The organism is Pseudomonas sp. PS01301, from assembly GCF_029960215.1.
GTDB classification, from domain to species: Bacteria; Pseudomonadota; Gammaproteobacteria; order Pseudomonadales; family Pseudomonadaceae; genus Aquipseudomonas; species Aquipseudomonas coleopterorum.
On record NZ_JASCPM010000021.1, the window covers coordinates 59,838 to 77,243 of the forward strand.

Consider the following 17,406-nt stretch of genomic DNA (forward strand, 5'->3'; position numbering starts at 1 on the left):
CCACCCTCCAAGGCCTCTACAGCAGGCCTTGGAGCCTTTCATGCACGCCAACACTCCCGCTATCAACGCCCACTCCGTTGCCTTCGCACGCGCGCTCGCACCCGAACTGCCGCGGCCCGACCATTGCGCTGCCGCAGCCCTGACCCAGTGGGCCAAACGCTGCGGCATGATCCTGGATCCCGACCAGATCGACGTTGTCACGCTGCACTACCAGCAGCATCGGGGTATCTGGCGGGCCGTCGTGGTCCAGCACCTGTCCCTGACCCAGGCACTGATCGAAAACTGGCAAGGCGAATCGACCAACAACCTCTTCGGCGCCCTCCTGCATTCACCCTGGGCTGGACACCCACCGCCAACGCCACTGCTGATCACCGATAGACTGCACAGCCGCGCTGCACCGCAATACGGTCAGGATTACCAAGTGTTCAACGGCCTGTACCGACGTACCCATCCAATGCGGTACGACGCCGACAATCGCCTGAACCTGCCCGCCGAAAGCTTGCAGGCATTCATCTGGGAGCAGGACTTTCACACGCCCTACAAACAGACACTGGATGCTTTCTGGCGCGAACATTTCCAGGCCTATCGCAAGGCAGCTTTGCTGGGTTTCATGGCCGCGAGCAACCGTCAGGCCATGCAAGGCAGCCTGTCGGCTGCCGGCCAGCGGCTGACCTGGCAAGTGGCAGGCCTGGTACCCCCGCCACGCTGGTCGGATTACGGCCGAACGGCGCAGACTCGCTCGGTCATGCGCGTGGCGCCGCTGAACATCTATGGCTATCCGGCCACGGATATTCTGTGCATGAGCAATGCGCACACCGGCCTGACCGTGCTGTACATCCCCGGCAATAGCGCGCCGTTTCACGAGTTCGTCGACGAGCCCTGCATGAAGGTGTGGATCGCCGAGCAGTGCCGGGATGCCGCCAAACGTGAGGCCTTGCAGGCCCATTTCGCGCCACGCGATGTGGACGACGGCCTGAGCTTCAGCGGTTTGGCCACGGCTCTGCGCGGACTGGGGCACTACCCTGACGCTGATCGCCTGCCTGACAGCCACGCCGGTTTCGCCACCAGCGGCGTCTGGCATCCGCAGTCCACCATCAACTACAAGCCCGACAAACACAGTCCTGCGATTACCGGCGATGTCTTCATCGCGCTGACCAAGCGTCAGCAGAAGCGCTGCTATCAGGACGCCGACTTCATCATCACCCGTGATCGCGACGTGGAAAAAGCACAGTGGCGGCACTACTTGAGTTCGGCCATCAACACACTGGCGCCGCTGGCCTGCATCGTGCCGGAACTCGCGCCGCTGTTCGCGGTGGGAGGGTTCGCGCAGTTCGGGCTGGCGCTGGACGCCACGATACAGGCCAAAACCCTGGAGCAGCGCGTGGAGGGCGCCGAAGGCCAGGTCTATGGTCTGCTCAATGCCTTGCCGCTGTTGCACATGGCGACGCTCAAGGCGTCGATCTTTCGCTTCGAAGATCCCGCCATGGTGCCGGCCTACGAGCCGCAGGATTTCGTGCCGCCACGCAAAATCAACGGTCAGATCGGCTACCCCTTGAGCCCCACCGCACCGCCGCGCCTGCCGGTCTTGTCGGCAGACGAGCTGAAAGCGTTCTTTTCATTACCCTCCCATGTCGAGCCGCTGCCCGGAGGCGACCCTCGAATCGGCGAAGCGGTCATCCGCCTGCCCAAATACGACGGGGGCTACGACGTTCTGGAAAGCCAGGTGGATGGCTACCTCACCTCACTGGCCTGGGATGTGGAAACCAACACCTTCGTACCGCGTTCGGGCTTGAACGACGTGGAGCTACGTCATCTTCAGGCGCCAGCACAGGGTCGCCAGATGGTGGACGTGGCGGCGCCAGCCACTGCCAGCCTGAAGCAGCGAGAAGATACCCTGCTGGCCCTCGGTGTGGACCTGAAACTGCCCATCAATCTCAGGGATCTGAAACCTGAAGGAGGCACGCCGATTCCGAAGAAGATTTCCTGCGTATGGGTAGGCAACAAGCTTATCGGACCTGAAATCCTGGAAAACCTGGGTAACAACGCGGCCATCGTCAAAAACTCTGCCTATGACTACCAGCTGTACCTGACCCAGACAGACCCGCAGGTCTACGCGCAGAATGTCGAACGACTGGCCCGCCATGCCCCGGGCCTGAAGATCCTCGCGCTGGAACAGCAGCCGTTCTATACCCAGTTCGCCGACAGCCAATACTTCGCCCAATACCAGGCCGCACTCGATGGCAACGGCGGCGTGGCCACCAACTATGCGTCGGCCTGCGACGTGTTGCGTTATCGCCTGCTGCAGGCCGAAGGCGGCGTGTACATGGATGTGGATGACAACCTGCTGCGGCCGGGCCAGCGGGCCGAATACGAAGGCGTTGCTTTCGGTGCGCCCGCCGTACATCTCGACGAAGCACGGTTGTTGGCGACACCCGAAAGCCTGGTGCTGTCCACGCCCGTGTCCAATGAACTGATGGGCATGCGCCATGAATTCAACAACAGCTTCATCGGCAGCCATGCCGGCAATCCGACGCTGGATGCAATCAGTGACGAGATCCACGCACGGTACCAAGCCAACCAGGATTTCTATCACAGCCGCCCGGACCGGGAGGCCGACCCGCAGGCCTTTGCCCAACACGCTCGACGGCTGAGCTACATGACCGGCCCCCGGGTGTTGAACGACATCATCCAGACACGCCTACCGTACCTGAAGGTGTTGGCGCAGCTGCGCAACTTTGCCGTATGCCCCACTGTGAATGGGCATCTGATCGCGGAAAAATCCGCCATCGGCGAGGCGTTCAGGCAGTGCCTGCCGTTGGAGTCCATCGGGATGGTACGCGGCAGCCTGAGCTGGGCCTCTACCTGATAGAAGCGCTGCGAGCACACCGCGATTGCACTGGGCTGGGGGATGGCCGGGACCGAATCAACCGCGGTGCAGCTTGCTCATGAGTTCGGCCTCGGCCTGGGTCAGGCCGCAAGCCTGGGTCAGCTCATCCACCGAGGCGCCCATGGCCACCAACTTGCCAGCTTGGGCAAACGACAAGCTGCCCGGGTCGCGTTGCTCGAGTTGCGCCAGCTTCTCGGGCAGCGGTCCGACCACCGCGCGCAGTTCGTGCAGCGCTTCGCCCAGACGCACGTTGAGGTTCTGGTAGTCATCCAGGCGCTTGGTCAGCTCGCGCAGCCGCTGATCACGCAGCGCGTCGCCGGCCGCCTGCTCGGCGGCCAACAGGCGCTGGCTTTTCTGATAGGACAGAAACAATGACACCGTTCCGACCCACAGCACTGCCAGCAGGACTACCGCGACCTCGAAGATCACTCAGATATTCTCCAGCTCGGACCACTCTTCTTCGGACATCATCTTGTCCAGCTCTACCAGAATCAGCAACTCGCCGTTCTTGTTGCACACGCCCTGGATGAACTTGGCCGACTCGTCGTTACCGACGTTGGGCGCGGTCTCGACTTCGGACTGGCGCAGGTAGACGACCTCGGCGACGCTGTCGACCAGAATCCCCACGACTTGCTTGTCGGCCTCGATGATGACGATGCGCGTATTGTCGCTCACATCGCTGGACTGCAAACCGAACCGCTGGCGCGTATCGATCACGGTGACCACGTTGCCACGCAGGTTGATGATGCCCAGCACGTAGCTGGGTGCACCGGGCACCGGCGCGATTTCGGTGTAGCGCAACACCTCCTGCACCTGCATCACATTGATGCCGTAGGTTTCATTGTCCAGACGGAAGGTGACCCATTGCAGAATCGGATCTTCGGAACCTTGGGCAGACGACTTCTTCATGCTACTAACCCCTCAAATGCCTTGACGGCGGCGTGTTCATTCAATGCTTTGTGACCGTGTTGGTGCTGCGGGTGGCAGGCTTGCCCGGCGCCGAGTCGACCGCGCGTAGATGCCGCGCACCGCCACTGGCGATCAGTTCCGCCAGCTCGGCGACGTCCAGCAGCGCGCACATATGTTCGATGACCGTTCCTGCCAGCCATGGGCGCTGGCCACGCTGGCCGCGCCACTTGATCTCGCTGGGGTCCAGGCGCAGCGAGCGACTGACCTGATGCACGGCCAGGCCCCACTCGTAGCCCTGCACCGAAATGACGTACTGCAAGCCTTCGCGAAAGTCATCGCGGTAGCGATCAGGCATGACCCAGCGCGCGGTGTCGAGCACCTTCAGGTTGCCGCTGTTGCTGGGCAGGATGCCGAGAAACCAGTCAGGCTGGCCGAACAACGGCGTCAGGGTCTGACCGGCCAATGCGTAGATCGAGCCCAGGCACACCAGCGGTACCGCCAGGGTCAACCCGGCCACGTCGAACAGCAGGCACTCGAACGGCTCGGCCGCCCAAGTGGGGCGGCCATCGACCGCTGCCAGCAACGGCCGTGTGGTGGCAGTCGGCAGATGGACGTCGGCCACGGGCGAGACGCGTTCGGGCTCGGCGGTGGACAACGGATCGGCGACCGGCATGGGTATTGGCGCTGACTGCAATGGCACTGGTTCTGGTTCCGGTACCGGTTCGACGGCTGGAGCTGGCGTCGACTGCAGACTGAGGGCGTCGCGCGCCTGCTCCTCGAGCACGGCTGCCTGGAATTCGTCGAGACGGTCCAGGCTGGGTTCCGGTTCGAGTGCTTCGGTGGCTTCGTGCAACAGGCTGTCCAGATAGGACTGCAAGGCCACCTGCGGCCGCTGGGCAATATCGACGGGACGGTTCATCAGGCTACCTGCGCGACAAGTTGTTGAGCCAGCAAGTGCTTGAGCAAGGCACGGTAGGCGACCACGCCGCGGCTCTTGCCGTCGAAGCGCGAGGGTGTCTGTCCGGCCCGGCTGGCATCGCGCAGACGGGTGTCGACCGGGATGTAGCCCGGCCACAGATGTTGCGGGTAATCGTCGCGCAGGGTGCGCAGGGTGCTCAGCGATGCCTGGGTACGACGGTCGAACAGAGTCGGGATGATGCTGTACGGCAACGCCTGGCGCCGCGAACGGTTGATCATGGTCAAGGTGCTGACCATGCGTTCCAGGCCCTTGACTGCCAGATGCTCGGTCTGTACCGGAATCACCAACTGCTGGCTGGCCGCCAAGGCGTTGACCATGAGCACACCCAGCAACGGTGGGCTGTCGATCACGGCGTAGTCGAAATCCTGCCACAGTTGCGCCAGCGTCTTGGCGATCACCAGGCCAAGCCCGCTCTGCCCTGGCTGTTGCCGCTCCAGCGTGGCCAGTGCAGTACTCGACGGCAGCAGCGATACGTTGGTTTCACTGGTCGGCAGCAGCAACTGGTGAGCGAGGCCTGCGGGCACCGCGCCCTTGTGCAGGAACAGATCGAAACAGCTGTGCGCCAGCTCGTCCGGATTGTGCCCGAAATAACTGGTCATCGAGCCGTGTGGATCGAGATCGACCACGACCACGCGCTTGCCTGCCTCGGCCAGCAAACCCGCCAAGGCGATCGAGGTCGTGGTCTTGCCGACCCCGCCTTTTTGATTGGCTACTGCCCAGACTCTCATGATGGTGGTTTCCCCTCGGTCAACAGCCACCGAGACAGTGATGCTTCATTTATGGGCCGGGCGGCGGACTTTTGACAGAGCCAGCCGCCGACGGCGCGTTTAGCGGCGTCAGTGCAGTTTGTGTGCCAGCACGACGCAACGCCGCATCCGGCTGCGCATTGGCACTGCCGGAACTGGTGATGCTGCGACGTACGTCCAGGTTGCGTGAAATGACCAGCACCACCCGACGGTTGCGCCCTCGCCCATCGGCGGTGGCATTGTCGGCCACCGGCTGGAACTCGCCATAGCCCACCGCAGCCATGCGCCGTGGGTCGATCCCCTCCAAGGCCATCATGCGCACGATACTCGCCGCCCGTGCGGTCGACAGCTCCCAGTTGGTCGGGTACTGCGCCGTGCTGATGGGCTGATTGTCGGTGAATCCCTCGACATGCACCGGGTTGTCGAAAGGCTTGAGAATGGTCGCGACCTTGTCGATGATCGAAAACGCCATGTCGCTGGGCATCGCATCGCCGCTGCCGAACAGCAGGCTGGACTTGAGCTCGATCTCGATCCACAGCTCGTTGCCCCGGACCGTCAATTGATCCGAGGCGATCAGGTCACCGAACGCCTGACGCACATCGTTTGCGATGGTCTGCAGCGGATCGGCCGCCTCGCCCATGGCCGCCTCCGACTGTTCGCTGTCGGTCACCAACGGCTGCGCCGGACGGGTCGTCAAGGGTCGCTCCTCGCCGATCGGAATCGGCCGGAGGCTGCGGTCCGGGTCATTGAAGACCCCGACCAGCGCTTGCGAGAGCACCTTGTACTTGCCTTCGTTGATCGACGAGATCGAATACATCACCACGAAGAACGCAAACAGCAAGGTAATGAAATCGGCGTAGGACACCAGCCAACGCTCATGATTCTCCGGCTCTTCAACGCGACGACGACGGGCCATGGCTTGCTCTCCTAGTCGAGGTAGCCTTGCAGCTTCATTTCGATGGAGCGCGGGTTCTCGCCCTCGGCGATGGATAGCAGCCCTTCGAGCAGCATTTCCCGATAGGCCGCCTGACGCTGGGCCAATGCCTTGAGCTTGTGAGCCACCGGCAACAGCAGCAGGTTGGCGCTGGCCACGCCATAAATGGTCGCCACGAACGCCACGGCAATACCATTGCCCAGCTGGCTGGGATCGGCCAGGTTGCCCATGACGTGGATCAGCCCCATGACGGCGCCGATGATGCCAATGGTAGGCGCATAGCCACCCATGCTTTCGAACACTTTGGCCGCTTGCAGATCGCGGGTTTCGCGGTTGTACAGATCGACTTCGAGAATGCTGCGGATGGTTGCCGGTTCGGCGCCATCGACCAGCAGCTGCAAGCCCTTGCGGGCATAGTCGTCGGGCTCGGCTTCGGCGCTGGCTTCGAGGCCCAGCAAGCCTTCCTTGCGCGAGACCAGGCTCCAGTTCACGACGCGATCGATACCGCCGGCCATGTCGATCCGGGGCTGAACGAGGATCCAGCGGACATTGTGCAAGGCCCGCTTGAACGCGCTCAGGGGCGACTGGATCAGCGCCGCAGCCAAGGTTCCCCCAGCCACGATCAGCGCCGCCGGACCGTTGAGCAGAGCCGACAGATGGCCGCCTTCGAGAAAGTTACCACCAATGATGGCGACGAACGCGAGGATGATCCCGATCAGGCTCAAGACATCCATCAGCCGCACGCCTCGACCAGGTGCCGACCGATGTCGTCGAGGCTGTAGACGGCGTCGGCCAGGCCGGCCTTGACGATGGCCATGGGCATGCCATAGATGACGCAACTGGCTTCGTCCTGGGCCCAGATCTGACTGCCGCCCTGCTTGAGCAGACGCGCGCCCTCTCGCCCGTCGGCGCCCATGCCGGTGAGTACCACCGCCAACACCTTGTCGCCGTAGGACTTGGCTGCCGAGCCGAAGGTGATGTCCACGCACGGTTTGTAGTTCAGCCGCTCGTCACCCGGCAGGATCTTCACCGCGCCACGGCCGTCGATCATCATCTGCTTGCCGCCGGGCGCCAGCAAGGCCAGCCCGGGACGCAACACGTCACCGTCTTCGGCTTCCTTGACGGTAATCCGGCACAGTTTGTCCAGCCGCTCGGCGAAGGCGCGGGTGAACGCGGCCGGCATGTGCTGGACCAGCACGATGGGCGTTGGAAAATGCGCAGGCAGTTGGGTGAGCACACGCTGCAGGGCCACTGGCCCGCCGGTGGAAGTACCGATCGCCACCAGCTTGTAGGGCTTGCGCCGCGGCGTCGCGCTGCTGGCCGTCGGCGCCGGGGCACGTGCAGGTGTAGCTGGCGCGGCCGTAGCAGGCGATGGTGACCGGCTTGGCGCTGGCCGCGAAGACGCCACTGCGGTGCTGGCACCTGGCGTGACCGCAGGCGCGGCCGTCGCAGCGGGCGCCGTGAAGTGCGCGCCCAGACGGCGGTTGCTGCGCGAGAGCGTATGGACCTTCTCGCAGAGCATTTGCTTGACCTTCTCGGGGTTGCGAGAAATGTCTTCGAAGTTCTTCGGCAGGTAATCCACTGCCCCCGCGTCGAGGGCGTCGAGGGTCACCCGCGCGCCTTCGTGGGTCAGTGAGGAAAACATCAACACCGCAGTGGGACAACGTTGCATGATGTGACGCACGGCGGTGATGCCGTCCATCATCGGCATCTCGTAGTCCATGGTGATCACATCAGGCTTGAGCGCCTGGGCCTGATCGATCGCTTCGCGGCCATTGGTGGCGGTCCCGACCACCTGAATGGTGGGGTCCGACGAGAGAATTTCCGAGACGCGACGGCGGAAGAAACCAGAATCATCCACCACCAGGACCTTGACTGCCATAAACACTCCACTACGATCAGATACGCCGCGCGGCGTAGCGCTTGAGCATGCTCGGTACATCGAGGATCAAGGCTATTCGGCCGTCCCCGGTGATGGTCGCGCCGGACATGCCCGGCGTGCCCTGGAGCATCTTGCCCAATGGCTTGATCACCACTTCTTCCTGGCCGACCAATTGGTCCACCACGAAGCCGATGCGCTGGGTGCCCACCGACAGGATGACCACATGCCCCTCGCCTTGCTCCTCGTGAGCCGCAGACTTCACCAGCCAGCGCTTGAGGTAAAACAACGGTAGCGCCTTGTCGCGCACGATGACCACTTCCTGGCCGTCGACGACGTTGGTGCGCGAGAGATCCAGGTGGAAGATCTCGTTGACGTTGACCAGCGGGAAAGCAAACGCCTGGTTGCCCAGCATCACCATCAGGGTTGGCATGATGGCCAGGGTCAACGGCACCTTGATGACGATCCTGGAACCCTGGTCCTTGGCCGAGAAGATGTTGATCGAGCCATTGAGCTGGCTGATCTTGGTCTTAACCACGTCCATGCCCACGCCGCGGCCCGACACGTCGGAGATTTCCGTCTTGGTGGAGAAACCCGGGGCGAAGATGAGGTTGTAGCAGTCCGATTCGCTCAGTCGGTCGGCTGCGTCACGGTCCATCAGGCCCTTTTCCACGGCCTTGGCGCGCAGAACGGCAGGGTCCATGCCCTTGCCGTCGTCGCTGATCGACAACAGGATGTGGTCACCCTCCTGCTCTGCCGACAATACCACCCGACCGCCGCGCGCCTTGCCACTGCGCTCACGCTCTTCGGGCGTTTCGATGCCGTGATCGACGGCGTTGCGCACCAAGTGCACCAGCGGGTCGGCCAGTGCCTCGACCAGGTTCTTGTCGAGGTCGGTTTCTTCACCGACCAGCTCCAGGTTGATTTCCTTCTTCAACTGCCGGGCCAGATCGCGGACCAGGCGCGGGAAGCGCCCGAAGACTTTCTTGATCGGCTGCATCCGCGTCTTCATGACGGCGGTTTGCAGGTCGGCCGTCACCACGTCGAGGTTGGACACCGCCTTGGACATGGCCTCGTCGCTGCTGTTGGCACCCAGGCGGACCAAGCGGTTACGCACCAGCACCAGTTCGCCGACCATGTTCATGATTTCGTCGAGGCGCGCGGTATCGACGCGCACGGTCGTCTCGGCTTCGGTGGCGACCGGTTTCTCGGCCACCGGCGCACGTGCCGGAGCGGCCTCGGCCTTGCGCGGGGCCGCAACCGGCGCCGCTACGGCAGAAGTCGGCTGAGCGTCGGGCAGGCTGGCAACATCGCTGAACTTGCCCTTGCCGTGCAGCTGGTCGAGCAATGACTCGAATTCGTCGTCGGTGATGTTATCGCTTACCGGAGCCGGGGCTTGCACCTGCGCAGGCGGTTGCGGCTTGACCGCATCGGCCGTGAACGCACCCTTGCCATGCAACTGGTCGAGCAGCGCCTCGAACTCGTCGTCGGTGATCTCGTCACCCGGCGCCGCTGCGGTGGTCGATGGTGTCACTGCTTCGGAGGCCGGCGCACCAGAGGGTCCTGAGGTAGCAGGTGCTGCGGTGGGGGGCGCCAGCGCGTCGACGGCGAACTGACCTTTTCCATGCAATTGATCGAGCAGCGACTCGAATTCGTCATCGGTGATTTCGTCGCTGATCGGACCATCGGGCACGCCCGCGGTCGGCGTGGCAGACTGCGCCTTGGCCGCACCCAAAGAATCAAGCAATTGTTCGAACTCGTCATCGGTGATGTCGTCGCTCGGCGCCGAGGCCGGTGCAGCCACCGGTGCCGCCACGGGCGGTGCAACCGCCACTGCGGGTGCTGCGACGGCCACTGCCGGCTCGGCCAGACGCGCGAGAGCATCGAGCAGCTGCGCACTGGCCGGCGTGACCGGGGCGCGCTCGCGCACTTCGGCGAACATGCCATTGACTGCGTCCAGGGCCTCGAGCACAACGTCCATGAGCTCGGAATCAACCCGGCGCTCACCCTTGCGCAAGATGTCGAAGACGTTTTCGGCGATATGGCAGCACTCCACCAGCTCGTTGAGCTGGAGGAAGCCGGCGCCGCCTTTTACAGTGTGAAAACCGCGAAAAATTGCGTTGAGCAAGTCGGCATCATCGGGACGGCTTTCCAGCTCGACCAGTTGTTCGGACAGTTGCTCGAGAATTTCGCCGGCCTCTACCAGGAAATCCTGAAGGATTTCTTCGTCGGCGCCGAAGCTCATGTGGATGCTCCCTGGAATACGTGATTAACGGTCAACACAGTCAGACGCAGGCGGTGGCCTAGAAGCCCAGACTGGACAGCAGATCGTCGACATCGTCCTGACCGGATACGACGTCTTCACGTTTATCGGCATGAATCTGCGGACCTTCACCCTTGGCAGGATGTTTTTCTTGATCTTTTTCGGCACGAAGCTTTTCGTGGTCGTGCTGGATGCCGGCGAAGCGGTCCACCTGGCTGGCCATCAGGACCAGTTTGAGCAGGTTGCTTTCCACTTCGGTGACCAACGCGGTGACGCGCTTGATGACCTGGCCGGTGAGGTCCTGGTAATCCTGTGCCAGCACGATGTCGTTGAGGTGGCTGGCCACTTCACGATTGCCCTGCTCGCTGCGGGTCAGGAATCCGTCCACCCGGCGGGCCAGTTCGCGGAACTCGTCGGCGGCCACTTCGCGGCGCATGAAGCGCTGCCAGTCGGCGCTCAAGGCGCTGGCCTCGGTGCTCAGGGTATTGAGCACTGGCGTGCTCTGCTCGACCAGGTCCATCGTCCGGTTGGCCGCGCTCTCGGTCAGGCGCACCACGTACGACAGGCGTTCGGTCGCGTCGGTGATCTGCGACACCTCTTCAGCCTGGGGGATGGTCGGATCGATCTGGAAACTGACGATGGCGCTGTGCAGCTCGCGGGTCAGCTTGCCGACTTCCTGATACAAGCCGCGATCGCGGGTCTGGTTCAGTTCGTGAATCAATTGCACCGCTTCACCGAATCGGCCTTTTTCAAGGCTGTCGACCAGCTCGACGGCGTGTTTCTTCAGGGTCGACTCGAAGTCCCCCAACGTGCTTTGTTTGTGGTCCATTGCGCCCCCATTGCAGACTTCAGCTATTGACGCGCTCGAAAATCTTTTCGATTTTTTCTTTCAGCACTTGCGCAGTGAAAGGCTTGACCACATACCCGTTGACCCCGGCCTGGGCGGCTTCGATGATCTGCTCGCGCTTGGCCTCGGCAGTCACCATGAGCACCGGCAGGTGCTTGAGGCGGTCGTCGGCGCGCACCTGGCGCAGCAGATCGATGCCCGACATGCCCGGCATGTTCCAGTCGGTGACGAGGAAATCGAAGTTGCCGCTGTGCAACATCGGCAAGGCGGTGTTGCCGTCATCGGCCTCGGCGGTGTTGGTGAAGCCCAGGTCACGCAGCAGATTCTTGATGATGCGCCGCATCGTCGAAAAATCGTCGACAATGAGGATTTTCATGTTCTTGTCCAATTAGACCTCCAGCAGTCTTGAACACGCCCAGCCCCTGGGCGTGCATAACAATCGAATTCGCCTGAGCCACTTGTCGCTGCAGATCGTCTACACGCGCTACGCCTGCAGGCCTCTTCGCGGGCAGAGCCCGCTCCCACAGTCTCGACCTTTGTGGGAGCGGGCTCTGCCCGCGAAAAAGCCCGCACCGATTTCGCCGTTCCCTCAGCGTGCCCGCCACTCTCCCAAGCGCCCGCGCAGTCGCGCTGCGCACTGGCTGTGCAACTGGCTGACGCGCGATTCGCTGACGCCCAGCACCTCGCCGATTTCCTTGAGGTTCAGCTCTTCGTCGTAATACAGCGACAGCACCAGTTTCTCGCGCTCGGGCAGGTTGGCGATGGCCTCGGCCAGCGCGCCCTGGAAGCGCTCGTCCTCCAGATCCCGCGAGGGCTCCAGCGAACCGCTGGCGCCGTCTTCGTGCAGCCCCTCGTGTTCGCCGTCCTGCAGCAGGTCGTCGAAACTGAACAGGCGGCTGCCCAAGGTATCGTTCAGGATCCCGTAGTAATCATCCAGACTCAGATTGAGTTCGGCCGCAATCTCGTGATCTTTAGCGTCGCGACCGGTTTTTGACTCGATTCGGCGAATGGCATCACTGACCATACGGGTATTGCGGTGCACCGAACGCGGTGCCCAGTCACCCTTGCGCACCTCGTCGAGCATCGCACCGCGGATACGGATACCGGCATAGGTCTCGAAACTGGCCCCTTTGCTCGAATCGTACTTTGTCGAGACTTCCAGCAGACCGATCATGCCGGCCTGGATCAGGTCTTCCACCTGCACGCTGGCCGGCAGTCGCGCCAGCAGGTGATAGGCGATGCGCTTGACCAGCGGCGCATACTGCTCGATCAGCTGATGCTGCTGCGAGTCGCGCGACGCCTTGCTGTACATACGGTATCCGCTGGCGCTCATGATACGGGCCCTGCACTGGTTTGCTGCACCAGGCGTTCGACGAAGAACTCCAGGTGGCCGCGGGGATTGGCCGGCAACGGCCAGGTGTCTACCTTCTGCGCGATGGCCTTGAAGGCCAGCGAGCATTTGGAGCGGGGAAACGCCTCGTAGACAGCGCGCTGCTTCTGCACGGCCTTGCGCACGGACTCATCGTACGGCACGGCGCCGACGTACTGCAGGGCCACGTCGAGGAAACGGTCGGTCACCTTGGTCAGCTTGGCGAACAGGTTGCGGCCTTCCTGAGGGCTCTGTGCCATGTTGGCCAGAACGCGGAAGCGGTTCATGCCGTAGTCGCGGTTGAGCAGCTTGATCAAGGCGTAGGCATCGGTGATCGAGGTCGGCTCGTCGCACACCACCAGCAGCACTTCCTGGGCCGCGCGCACGAAACTCACCACGGAGTCGCCGATGCCGGCAGCGGTGTCGATGATCAGTACGTCAAGGTTGTCGCCCACGTCGCTGAAAGCCTGGATCAGGCCTGCATGCTGGGCCGGGGTCAGGTGCACCATGCTCTGGGTACCGGACGCGGCCGGCACCACGCGAATGCCGCCGGGCCCCTGCAACATCACGTCGCGCAACTCGCAGCGACCTTCGATCACATCGGCCAGTGTGCGCTTGGGGGTCAGGCCCAGCAGCACGTCGACGTTGGCCAGGCCAAGGTCGGCGTCCAGCAACATGACCCGACGGCCGAGTTCGGCCAATGCCAGGGACAAGTTCACTGACACATTTGTCTTGCCGACGCCGCCTTTGCCGCCGGTCACCGCGATCACCTGTACGGGATGCATGCTGCCCATGTTCGTTCTTTACCTTGTCTAGACCGAGGCCACACCAGTGGCTGCCAGTTCGATTGCTCGAGTATTTCCTGGCAACCCTACGATGCAGGAAGATTGTGCTTGCCTAACGTTCTTCACCTCAGCCAACTCGCTTGTCGGGGCTGTGGTAGAGACCCGCGAACATATCGGCCATGGCCTCTTCGCTGGGCTCTTCTTGCATCTGCACGCTCACCGCACGGCTGACCAACTGATGCCGGCGCGGCAGATGCAAGTCGTCGGGAATGCGCGGCCCATCGGTAAGATAGGCAATCGGCAGTTCCTGACTGATGGCCAGGCTCAGCACTTCGCCGAGACAGGCCGTTTCATCGAGTTTGGTCAGGATGCACCCGGCCAGACCGCAACGTTTGTAGCTATGGTAGGCCGCGGTCAGCACCTGCTTCTGGCTGGTGGTCGCCAGGACCAGGTAGTTGCGGGCGTTGATCCCGCGTCCGGCCAGGCTTTCGAGCTGCATGCGCAGGGCCGGATCGCTGGCCTGCAGGCCGGCGGTGTCGATCAATACCACGCGCTTGCGCAGCAGCGGCTCCAGGGCCTGTACCAATGACTGGCCCGGATCCACCTGAGTCACCGAAACGTTAAGAATGCGACCCAGGGTCTTGAGCTGTTCCTGAGCACCGATGCGAAAACTGTCCATGCTCACCAGCGCCACGCTCTGCGAGCCGTACTTGAGCACATAACGCGCCGCCAGCTTGGCCAGGGTGGTGGTCTTGCCCATCCCCGCCGGGCCGACCATGGCGATCACGCCACCTTCTTCGAGCGGTTCGACGTCCGGCGTGCGAATCATACGCGCCAAGTGCGCCAACAGCATCCGCCAGGCCTGCCGTGGCTCGTGAATTTCACTGGTCAGGCTGAGCAGTTCGCGAGCGATCGGGCCAGACAGGCCGATGCGCTGCAAGCGCCGCCAGAGATTGGCCTGGGCCGGCTTGCTGCCCTGCAGCTGCGTCCAGGCCAGGGAGCCCAACTGCACTTCGAGCAACTGGCGCAGACCGTTGAGTTCCGAACGCATGGAATCGAACACGCGCTGGTCGACGGCAGGCTGAGGCGGCGGTGCGGGCTGGGCACGCGCTGGCTCTTCGCGACGCGGCTCCACCAGCGGCTCGGCGGCGGTCAACGGCAGACCGGCGACCAGTTGACGATTGGTGGTGGCGTCGGTCTCGCCACGGGTGCTCAGTTCGGCCTGGGCAGAAACGATACGCGACTGGGTCTTGCGCAGCTCTTCTTCCAATTCCAGGTTGGGCACACGCGGGGCCAGGGCCGACAGCTTGTAGTCCAGCGCAGCGGTCAGCTCGACGCCGCCGGCAATGCGACGGTTGCCGATGATGGCAGCGTCGGCACCCAGCTCATCGCGGACCAATTTCATGGCCTGACGCATGTCGGCGGCGAAAAATCGCTTCACTTGCATAACCCACTACCTCAGCCGTTGGGCCCTACTGTCGCTACGATGGTGACTTGCTTGTTATCAGGGATTTCCTGATAGGCCAGTACGTGAAGGTTGGGGATCGCCAGGCGACCGAAGCGTGACAGCATCGCGCGGACCGGACCGGCCACCAGCAGTATCACCGGTTGGCCCTGCATCTCCTGCCGCTGCGCCGCATCGATCAGGGATCGTTGCAGCTTTTCCGCCATGCTCGGTTCCAGCAAAACGCCTTCTTCCTGACCCTGACCAGCCTTCTGCAGACTATTGAGCAATATCTGTTCCAACCTTGGTTCCAAGGTGATAACTGGCAGCTCCGGCTCAACGCCTACAATGCTTTGCACGATTGCACGGGACAAACCGACCCGTACGGCCTGGACCAGCGCGGCGGTATCTTGACTCCGGTGACCGTTGTTGGCGATCGCTTCGGCGATGCTGCGGATGTCGCGCACAGGCACCTGTTCGGCCAACAGTGCCTGCAACACCTTGAGCAGCGAGGACAGCGAAAGGATTCCCGGCACCAGCTCTTCAGCCAGCTTGGGCGAGCCTTTTGCCAGAACTTGCAGCAATTGTTGCACTTCTTCGTGACCGATCAGCTCGTGGGCGTGCTTCTGCAGAATCTGATTCAGATGCGTGGCCACTACGGTACTGGCATCTACCACGGTGTAGCCCAGGGACTGCGCCTGGCTGCGCAGGTTGACGTCGATCCATACCGCATCCAGGCCGAACGCCGGATCCTTGGCGGTGATGCCGTTGAGCGAGCCGAACACTTGACCCGGGTTGATCGCCAGTTCGCGATCCGGGTAGATCTCGGCTTCGGCCAGGATCACGCCCATCAGCGTCAAACGATAGGCGCTGGGGGCCAGGTCGAGGTTGTCGCGGATATGAACCGTCGGCATCAGGAAACCGAGGTCCTGGGACAGCTTCTTGCGTACACCCTTGATCCGCGCCAGCAGCTGGCCACCCTGGTTGCGGTCCACCAGCGGAATCAGGCGATAGCCGACTTCCAGGCCGATCATGTCGATGGGCGTCACGTCGTCCCAGCCCAGTTCCTTGGTTTCCTGGGTGCGCGTCGGCGATGGCAGCAGCTCCTGCTGACGCTGCACTTCGGCCAGGGCCTGGACCTTGACGTCGTTCTGCTTCTTCCACAACAGGTAGGCGGCGCCACCGGCGATGGCACCCAGGGTGATGAAGGCCAGGTGCGGCATGCCAGGCACCATGCCCATGATCGCCATCAGCGCGCCGGAAACGGCCAGCGCCTTGGGCGAGGCGAACATCTGCCGCTGGATCTGCTTGCCCATTTCCTCGGAGCCCGAGGCACGGGTGACCATGATCGCGGCTGCGGTGGAGAGCAGCAGCGAGGGCAACTGCGCCACCAGGCCGTCACCGATGGTCAACAGGGCATACACCTTGCCCGCTTCGGCGAACGGCATGTTGTGTTGCAGCATACCCACCAGCATGCCGCCGATCAGGTTGATGAAGAGGATCAGCAGGCCGGCGATGGCGTCGCCGCGGACGAATTTGCTGGCACCGTCCATCGAGCCGTAGAACTCGGCCTCGGCCGCCACTTCGCCGCGACGCGCCTTGGCCTGGTTCTGGTCGATGAGGCCGGCGTTGAGGTCGGCGTCGATGGCCATCTGCTTGCCGGGCATGGCGTCCAGGGTGAAACGCGCGCTCACTTCCGAGATACGCCCGGCGCCCTTGGTGACCACCACGAAGTTGATGATCATCAGGATGGCGAACACCACGATACCGACGATGTAGTTACCGCCGATCACCACTTCACCGAAGGCCTGGACCACCTTGCCCGCAGCGGCGTGGCCTTCCTGGCCGTGAAGCATGATCACGCGCGTCGACGCCACGTTGAGCGCCAGGCGCAGCAGCGTGGCCACCAGCAGGATGGTCGGGAACACGGCGAAATCCAGCGGCCGCAGGGCGTACACGCACACCAGCAGGACGACGATGGACAAGGCGATGTTGAAGGTGAAGAACACGTCCAGCAGCAGTGCCGGGATCGGCAGCATCATCATCGCCAGCATCACCAGCAACAGCAGCGGCACCCCCAGGTTGCCGCGGCCAAGGCCGACAATGTTGCTGCGAGCGGTGTTGATTAATTGAGAGCGATCCACCGGCATTCCCCACTTCCCCAAGCGAACTTTTGACGCGCCAGGCGTCCTGCCAGGGGGCAGTGCAAGAAGGGGTCCAACTTTTGGCGGAGGGGGTTAAAGATTCTCGCCCTATGGTCGAGTGCTGGGTGTCAGGCGATTCGGCGGTGTGCCCTTCGCGGGCAGAGCCCGCTCCCACAGGGTTGGCACTTGTGGGAGCGGGCTCTGCCCGCGAAGGCCGCGG

The 17,406-nt window shown here is 62.9% G+C and carries 15 protein-coding genes; 1 reads left to right on the plus strand and 14 read right to left on the minus strand.

The window, feature by feature from the left end; genetic code table 11:
- Nucleotides 1-40: 40 nt before the first annotated feature.
- Nucleotides 41-2,866 (plus strand): DUF6543 domain-containing protein, encoded by a 2,826-nt coding sequence (locus QMX89_RS13020; protein ID WP_282348537.1) that lies wholly within the window; start codon nt 41-43, stop codon nt 2,864-2,866.
- Between the two features lie 57 nt (nt 2,867-2,923).
- Here QMX89_RS13020 and QMX89_RS13025 read toward each other — a convergent pair whose 3' ends face one another.
- From QMX89_RS13025 to flhA, 14 genes are all read right to left on the minus strand, one after another.
- Nucleotides 2,924-3,316: a DUF2802 domain-containing protein gene (locus QMX89_RS13025; RefSeq protein ID WP_049858773.1), complete on the minus strand. Its 393-nt coding sequence runs from the start codon at nt 3,314-3,316 to the stop codon at nt 2,924-2,926.
- Nucleotides 3,317-3,796 carry a chemotaxis protein CheW gene (locus QMX89_RS13030; RefSeq protein WP_049858774.1) on the minus strand — a complete coding sequence of 160 codons (480 nt, stop codon included), beginning with the start codon at nt 3,794-3,796 and terminating at the stop codon, nt 3,317-3,319. It lies immediately after the preceding gene.
- Nucleotides 3,797-3,836: 40 nt separating this feature from the next.
- Nucleotides 3,837-4,715 carry a CheW domain-containing protein gene (locus QMX89_RS13035; RefSeq protein ID WP_282348538.1) on the minus strand — a complete coding sequence of 293 codons (879 nt, stop codon included), beginning with the start codon at nt 4,713-4,715 and terminating at the stop codon, nt 3,837-3,839.
- A complete protein-coding gene (locus QMX89_RS13040; protein WP_282348539.1) occupies nt 4,715-5,503 on the minus strand; it encodes a ParA family protein in 789 nt (262 codons plus the stop codon). Before QMX89_RS13040 ends, QMX89_RS13035 begins: the two co-directional genes overlap by 1 nt.
- 49 nt (nt 5,504-5,552) lie before the next feature.
- A complete protein-coding gene (motD, locus tag QMX89_RS13045; protein WP_049858777.1) occupies nt 5,553-6,437 on the minus strand; it encodes a flagellar motor protein MotD in 885 nt (294 codons plus the stop codon).
- Nucleotides 6,438-6,448: 11 nt separating this feature from the next.
- Nucleotides 6,449-7,189, minus strand: a complete 741-nt coding sequence (locus tag QMX89_RS13050) for a flagellar motor protein (protein WP_282348540.1) — start codon at nt 7,187-7,189, stop codon at nt 6,449-6,451.
- The gene (locus QMX89_RS13055; RefSeq protein ID WP_049858779.1) at nt 7,189-8,337 is read right to left on the minus strand and encodes a chemotaxis response regulator protein-glutamate methylesterase; all 1,149 of its coding nucleotides are present in this window, start codon (nt 8,335-8,337) and stop codon (nt 7,189-7,191) included. The genes QMX89_RS13050 and QMX89_RS13055 overlap by 1 nt, the downstream gene beginning before the upstream one ends.
- Nucleotides 8,338-8,353: 16 nt before the next feature.
- Nucleotides 8,354-10,579, minus strand: a complete 2,226-nt coding sequence (locus QMX89_RS13060; RefSeq protein WP_282348541.1) for a chemotaxis protein CheA — start codon at nt 10,577-10,579, stop codon at nt 8,354-8,356.
- 58 nt (nt 10,580-10,637) lie between these two features.
- Nucleotides 10,638-11,426, minus strand: coding sequence for a protein phosphatase CheZ (locus QMX89_RS13065; protein WP_049858781.1), 789 nt, complete (start codon nt 11,424-11,426; stop codon nt 10,638-10,640).
- A gap of 19 nt (nt 11,427-11,445) precedes the next feature.
- A complete protein-coding gene (locus QMX89_RS13070; RefSeq protein ID WP_090362272.1) occupies nt 11,446-11,820 on the minus strand; it encodes a chemotaxis response regulator CheY in 375 nt (124 codons plus the stop codon).
- Nucleotides 11,821-12,033: 213 nt separating this feature from the next.
- On the minus strand, nt 12,034-12,780 hold the full coding sequence (fliA, locus tag QMX89_RS13075; RefSeq protein ID WP_236690444.1) for an RNA polymerase sigma factor FliA: 747 nt from the start codon (nt 12,778-12,780) through the stop codon (nt 12,034-12,036).
- On the minus strand, nt 12,774-13,607 hold the full coding sequence (gene fleN / locus QMX89_RS13080) for a flagellar synthesis regulator FleN (RefSeq protein ID WP_043186074.1): 834 nt from the start codon (nt 13,605-13,607) through the stop codon (nt 12,774-12,776). The genes fliA and fleN overlap by 7 nt, the downstream gene beginning before the upstream one ends.
- Nucleotides 13,608-13,725: 118 nt before the next feature.
- Nucleotides 13,726-15,045, minus strand: a complete 1,320-nt coding sequence (gene flhF, locus QMX89_RS13085) for a flagellar biosynthesis protein FlhF (RefSeq protein ID WP_282348543.1) — start codon at nt 15,043-15,045, stop codon at nt 13,726-13,728.
- An 11-nt stretch (nt 15,046-15,056) separates the two neighbouring features.
- Entirely contained in the window at nt 15,057-17,186 is a 2,130-nt protein-coding gene (gene flhA, locus QMX89_RS13090; protein WP_049858971.1) for a flagellar biosynthesis protein FlhA, read from the minus strand.
- Nucleotides 17,187-17,406: the final 220 nt, after the last annotated feature.

What these genes read in the sequence shown, in the direction of transcription:
- QMX89_RS13065 (WP_049858781.1), bottom strand. Translation starts at nt 11,426, where the DNA reads ATGGACCACAAACAAAGCACGTTGGGGGACTTCGAGTCGACCCTGAAG.
- flhF (WP_282348543.1), bottom strand. Translation starts at nt 15,045, where the DNA reads ATGCAAGTGAAGCGATTTTTCGCCGCCGACATGCGTCAGGCCATGAAA.
- QMX89_RS13050 (WP_282348540.1), bottom strand. Translation starts at nt 7,189, where the DNA reads ATGGATGTCTTGAGCCTGATCGGGATCATCCTCGCGTTCGTCGCCATC.
- QMX89_RS13060 (WP_282348541.1), bottom strand. Translation starts at nt 10,579, where the DNA reads ATGAGCTTCGGCGCCGACGAAGAAATCCTTCAGGATTTCCTGGTAGAG.
- fleN (WP_043186074.1), bottom strand. Translation starts at nt 13,607, where the DNA reads ATGGGCAGCATGCATCCCGTACAGGTGATCGCGGTGACCGGCGGCAAA.
- QMX89_RS13035 (WP_282348538.1), bottom strand. Translation starts at nt 4,715, where the DNA reads ATGAACCGTCCCGTCGATATTGCCCAGCGGCCGCAGGTGGCCTTGCAG.
- QMX89_RS13070 (WP_090362272.1), bottom strand. Translation starts at nt 11,820, where the DNA reads ATGAAAATCCTCATTGTCGACGATTTTTCGACGATGCGGCGCATCATC.
- QMX89_RS13030 (WP_049858774.1), bottom strand. Translation starts at nt 3,796, where the DNA reads ATGAAGAAGTCGTCTGCCCAAGGTTCCGAAGATCCGATTCTGCAATGG.
- QMX89_RS13040 (WP_282348539.1), bottom strand. Translation starts at nt 5,503, where the DNA reads ATGAGAGTCTGGGCAGTAGCCAATCAAAAAGGCGGGGTCGGCAAGACC.
- motD (WP_049858777.1), bottom strand. Translation starts at nt 6,437, where the DNA reads ATGGCCCGTCGTCGTCGCGTTGAAGAGCCGGAGAATCATGAGCGTTGG.
- QMX89_RS13020 (WP_282348537.1), top strand. Translation starts at nt 41, where the DNA reads ATGCACGCCAACACTCCCGCTATCAACGCCCACTCCGTTGCCTTCGCA.
- QMX89_RS13055 (WP_049858779.1), bottom strand. Translation starts at nt 8,337, where the DNA reads ATGGCAGTCAAGGTCCTGGTGGTGGATGATTCTGGTTTCTTCCGCCGT.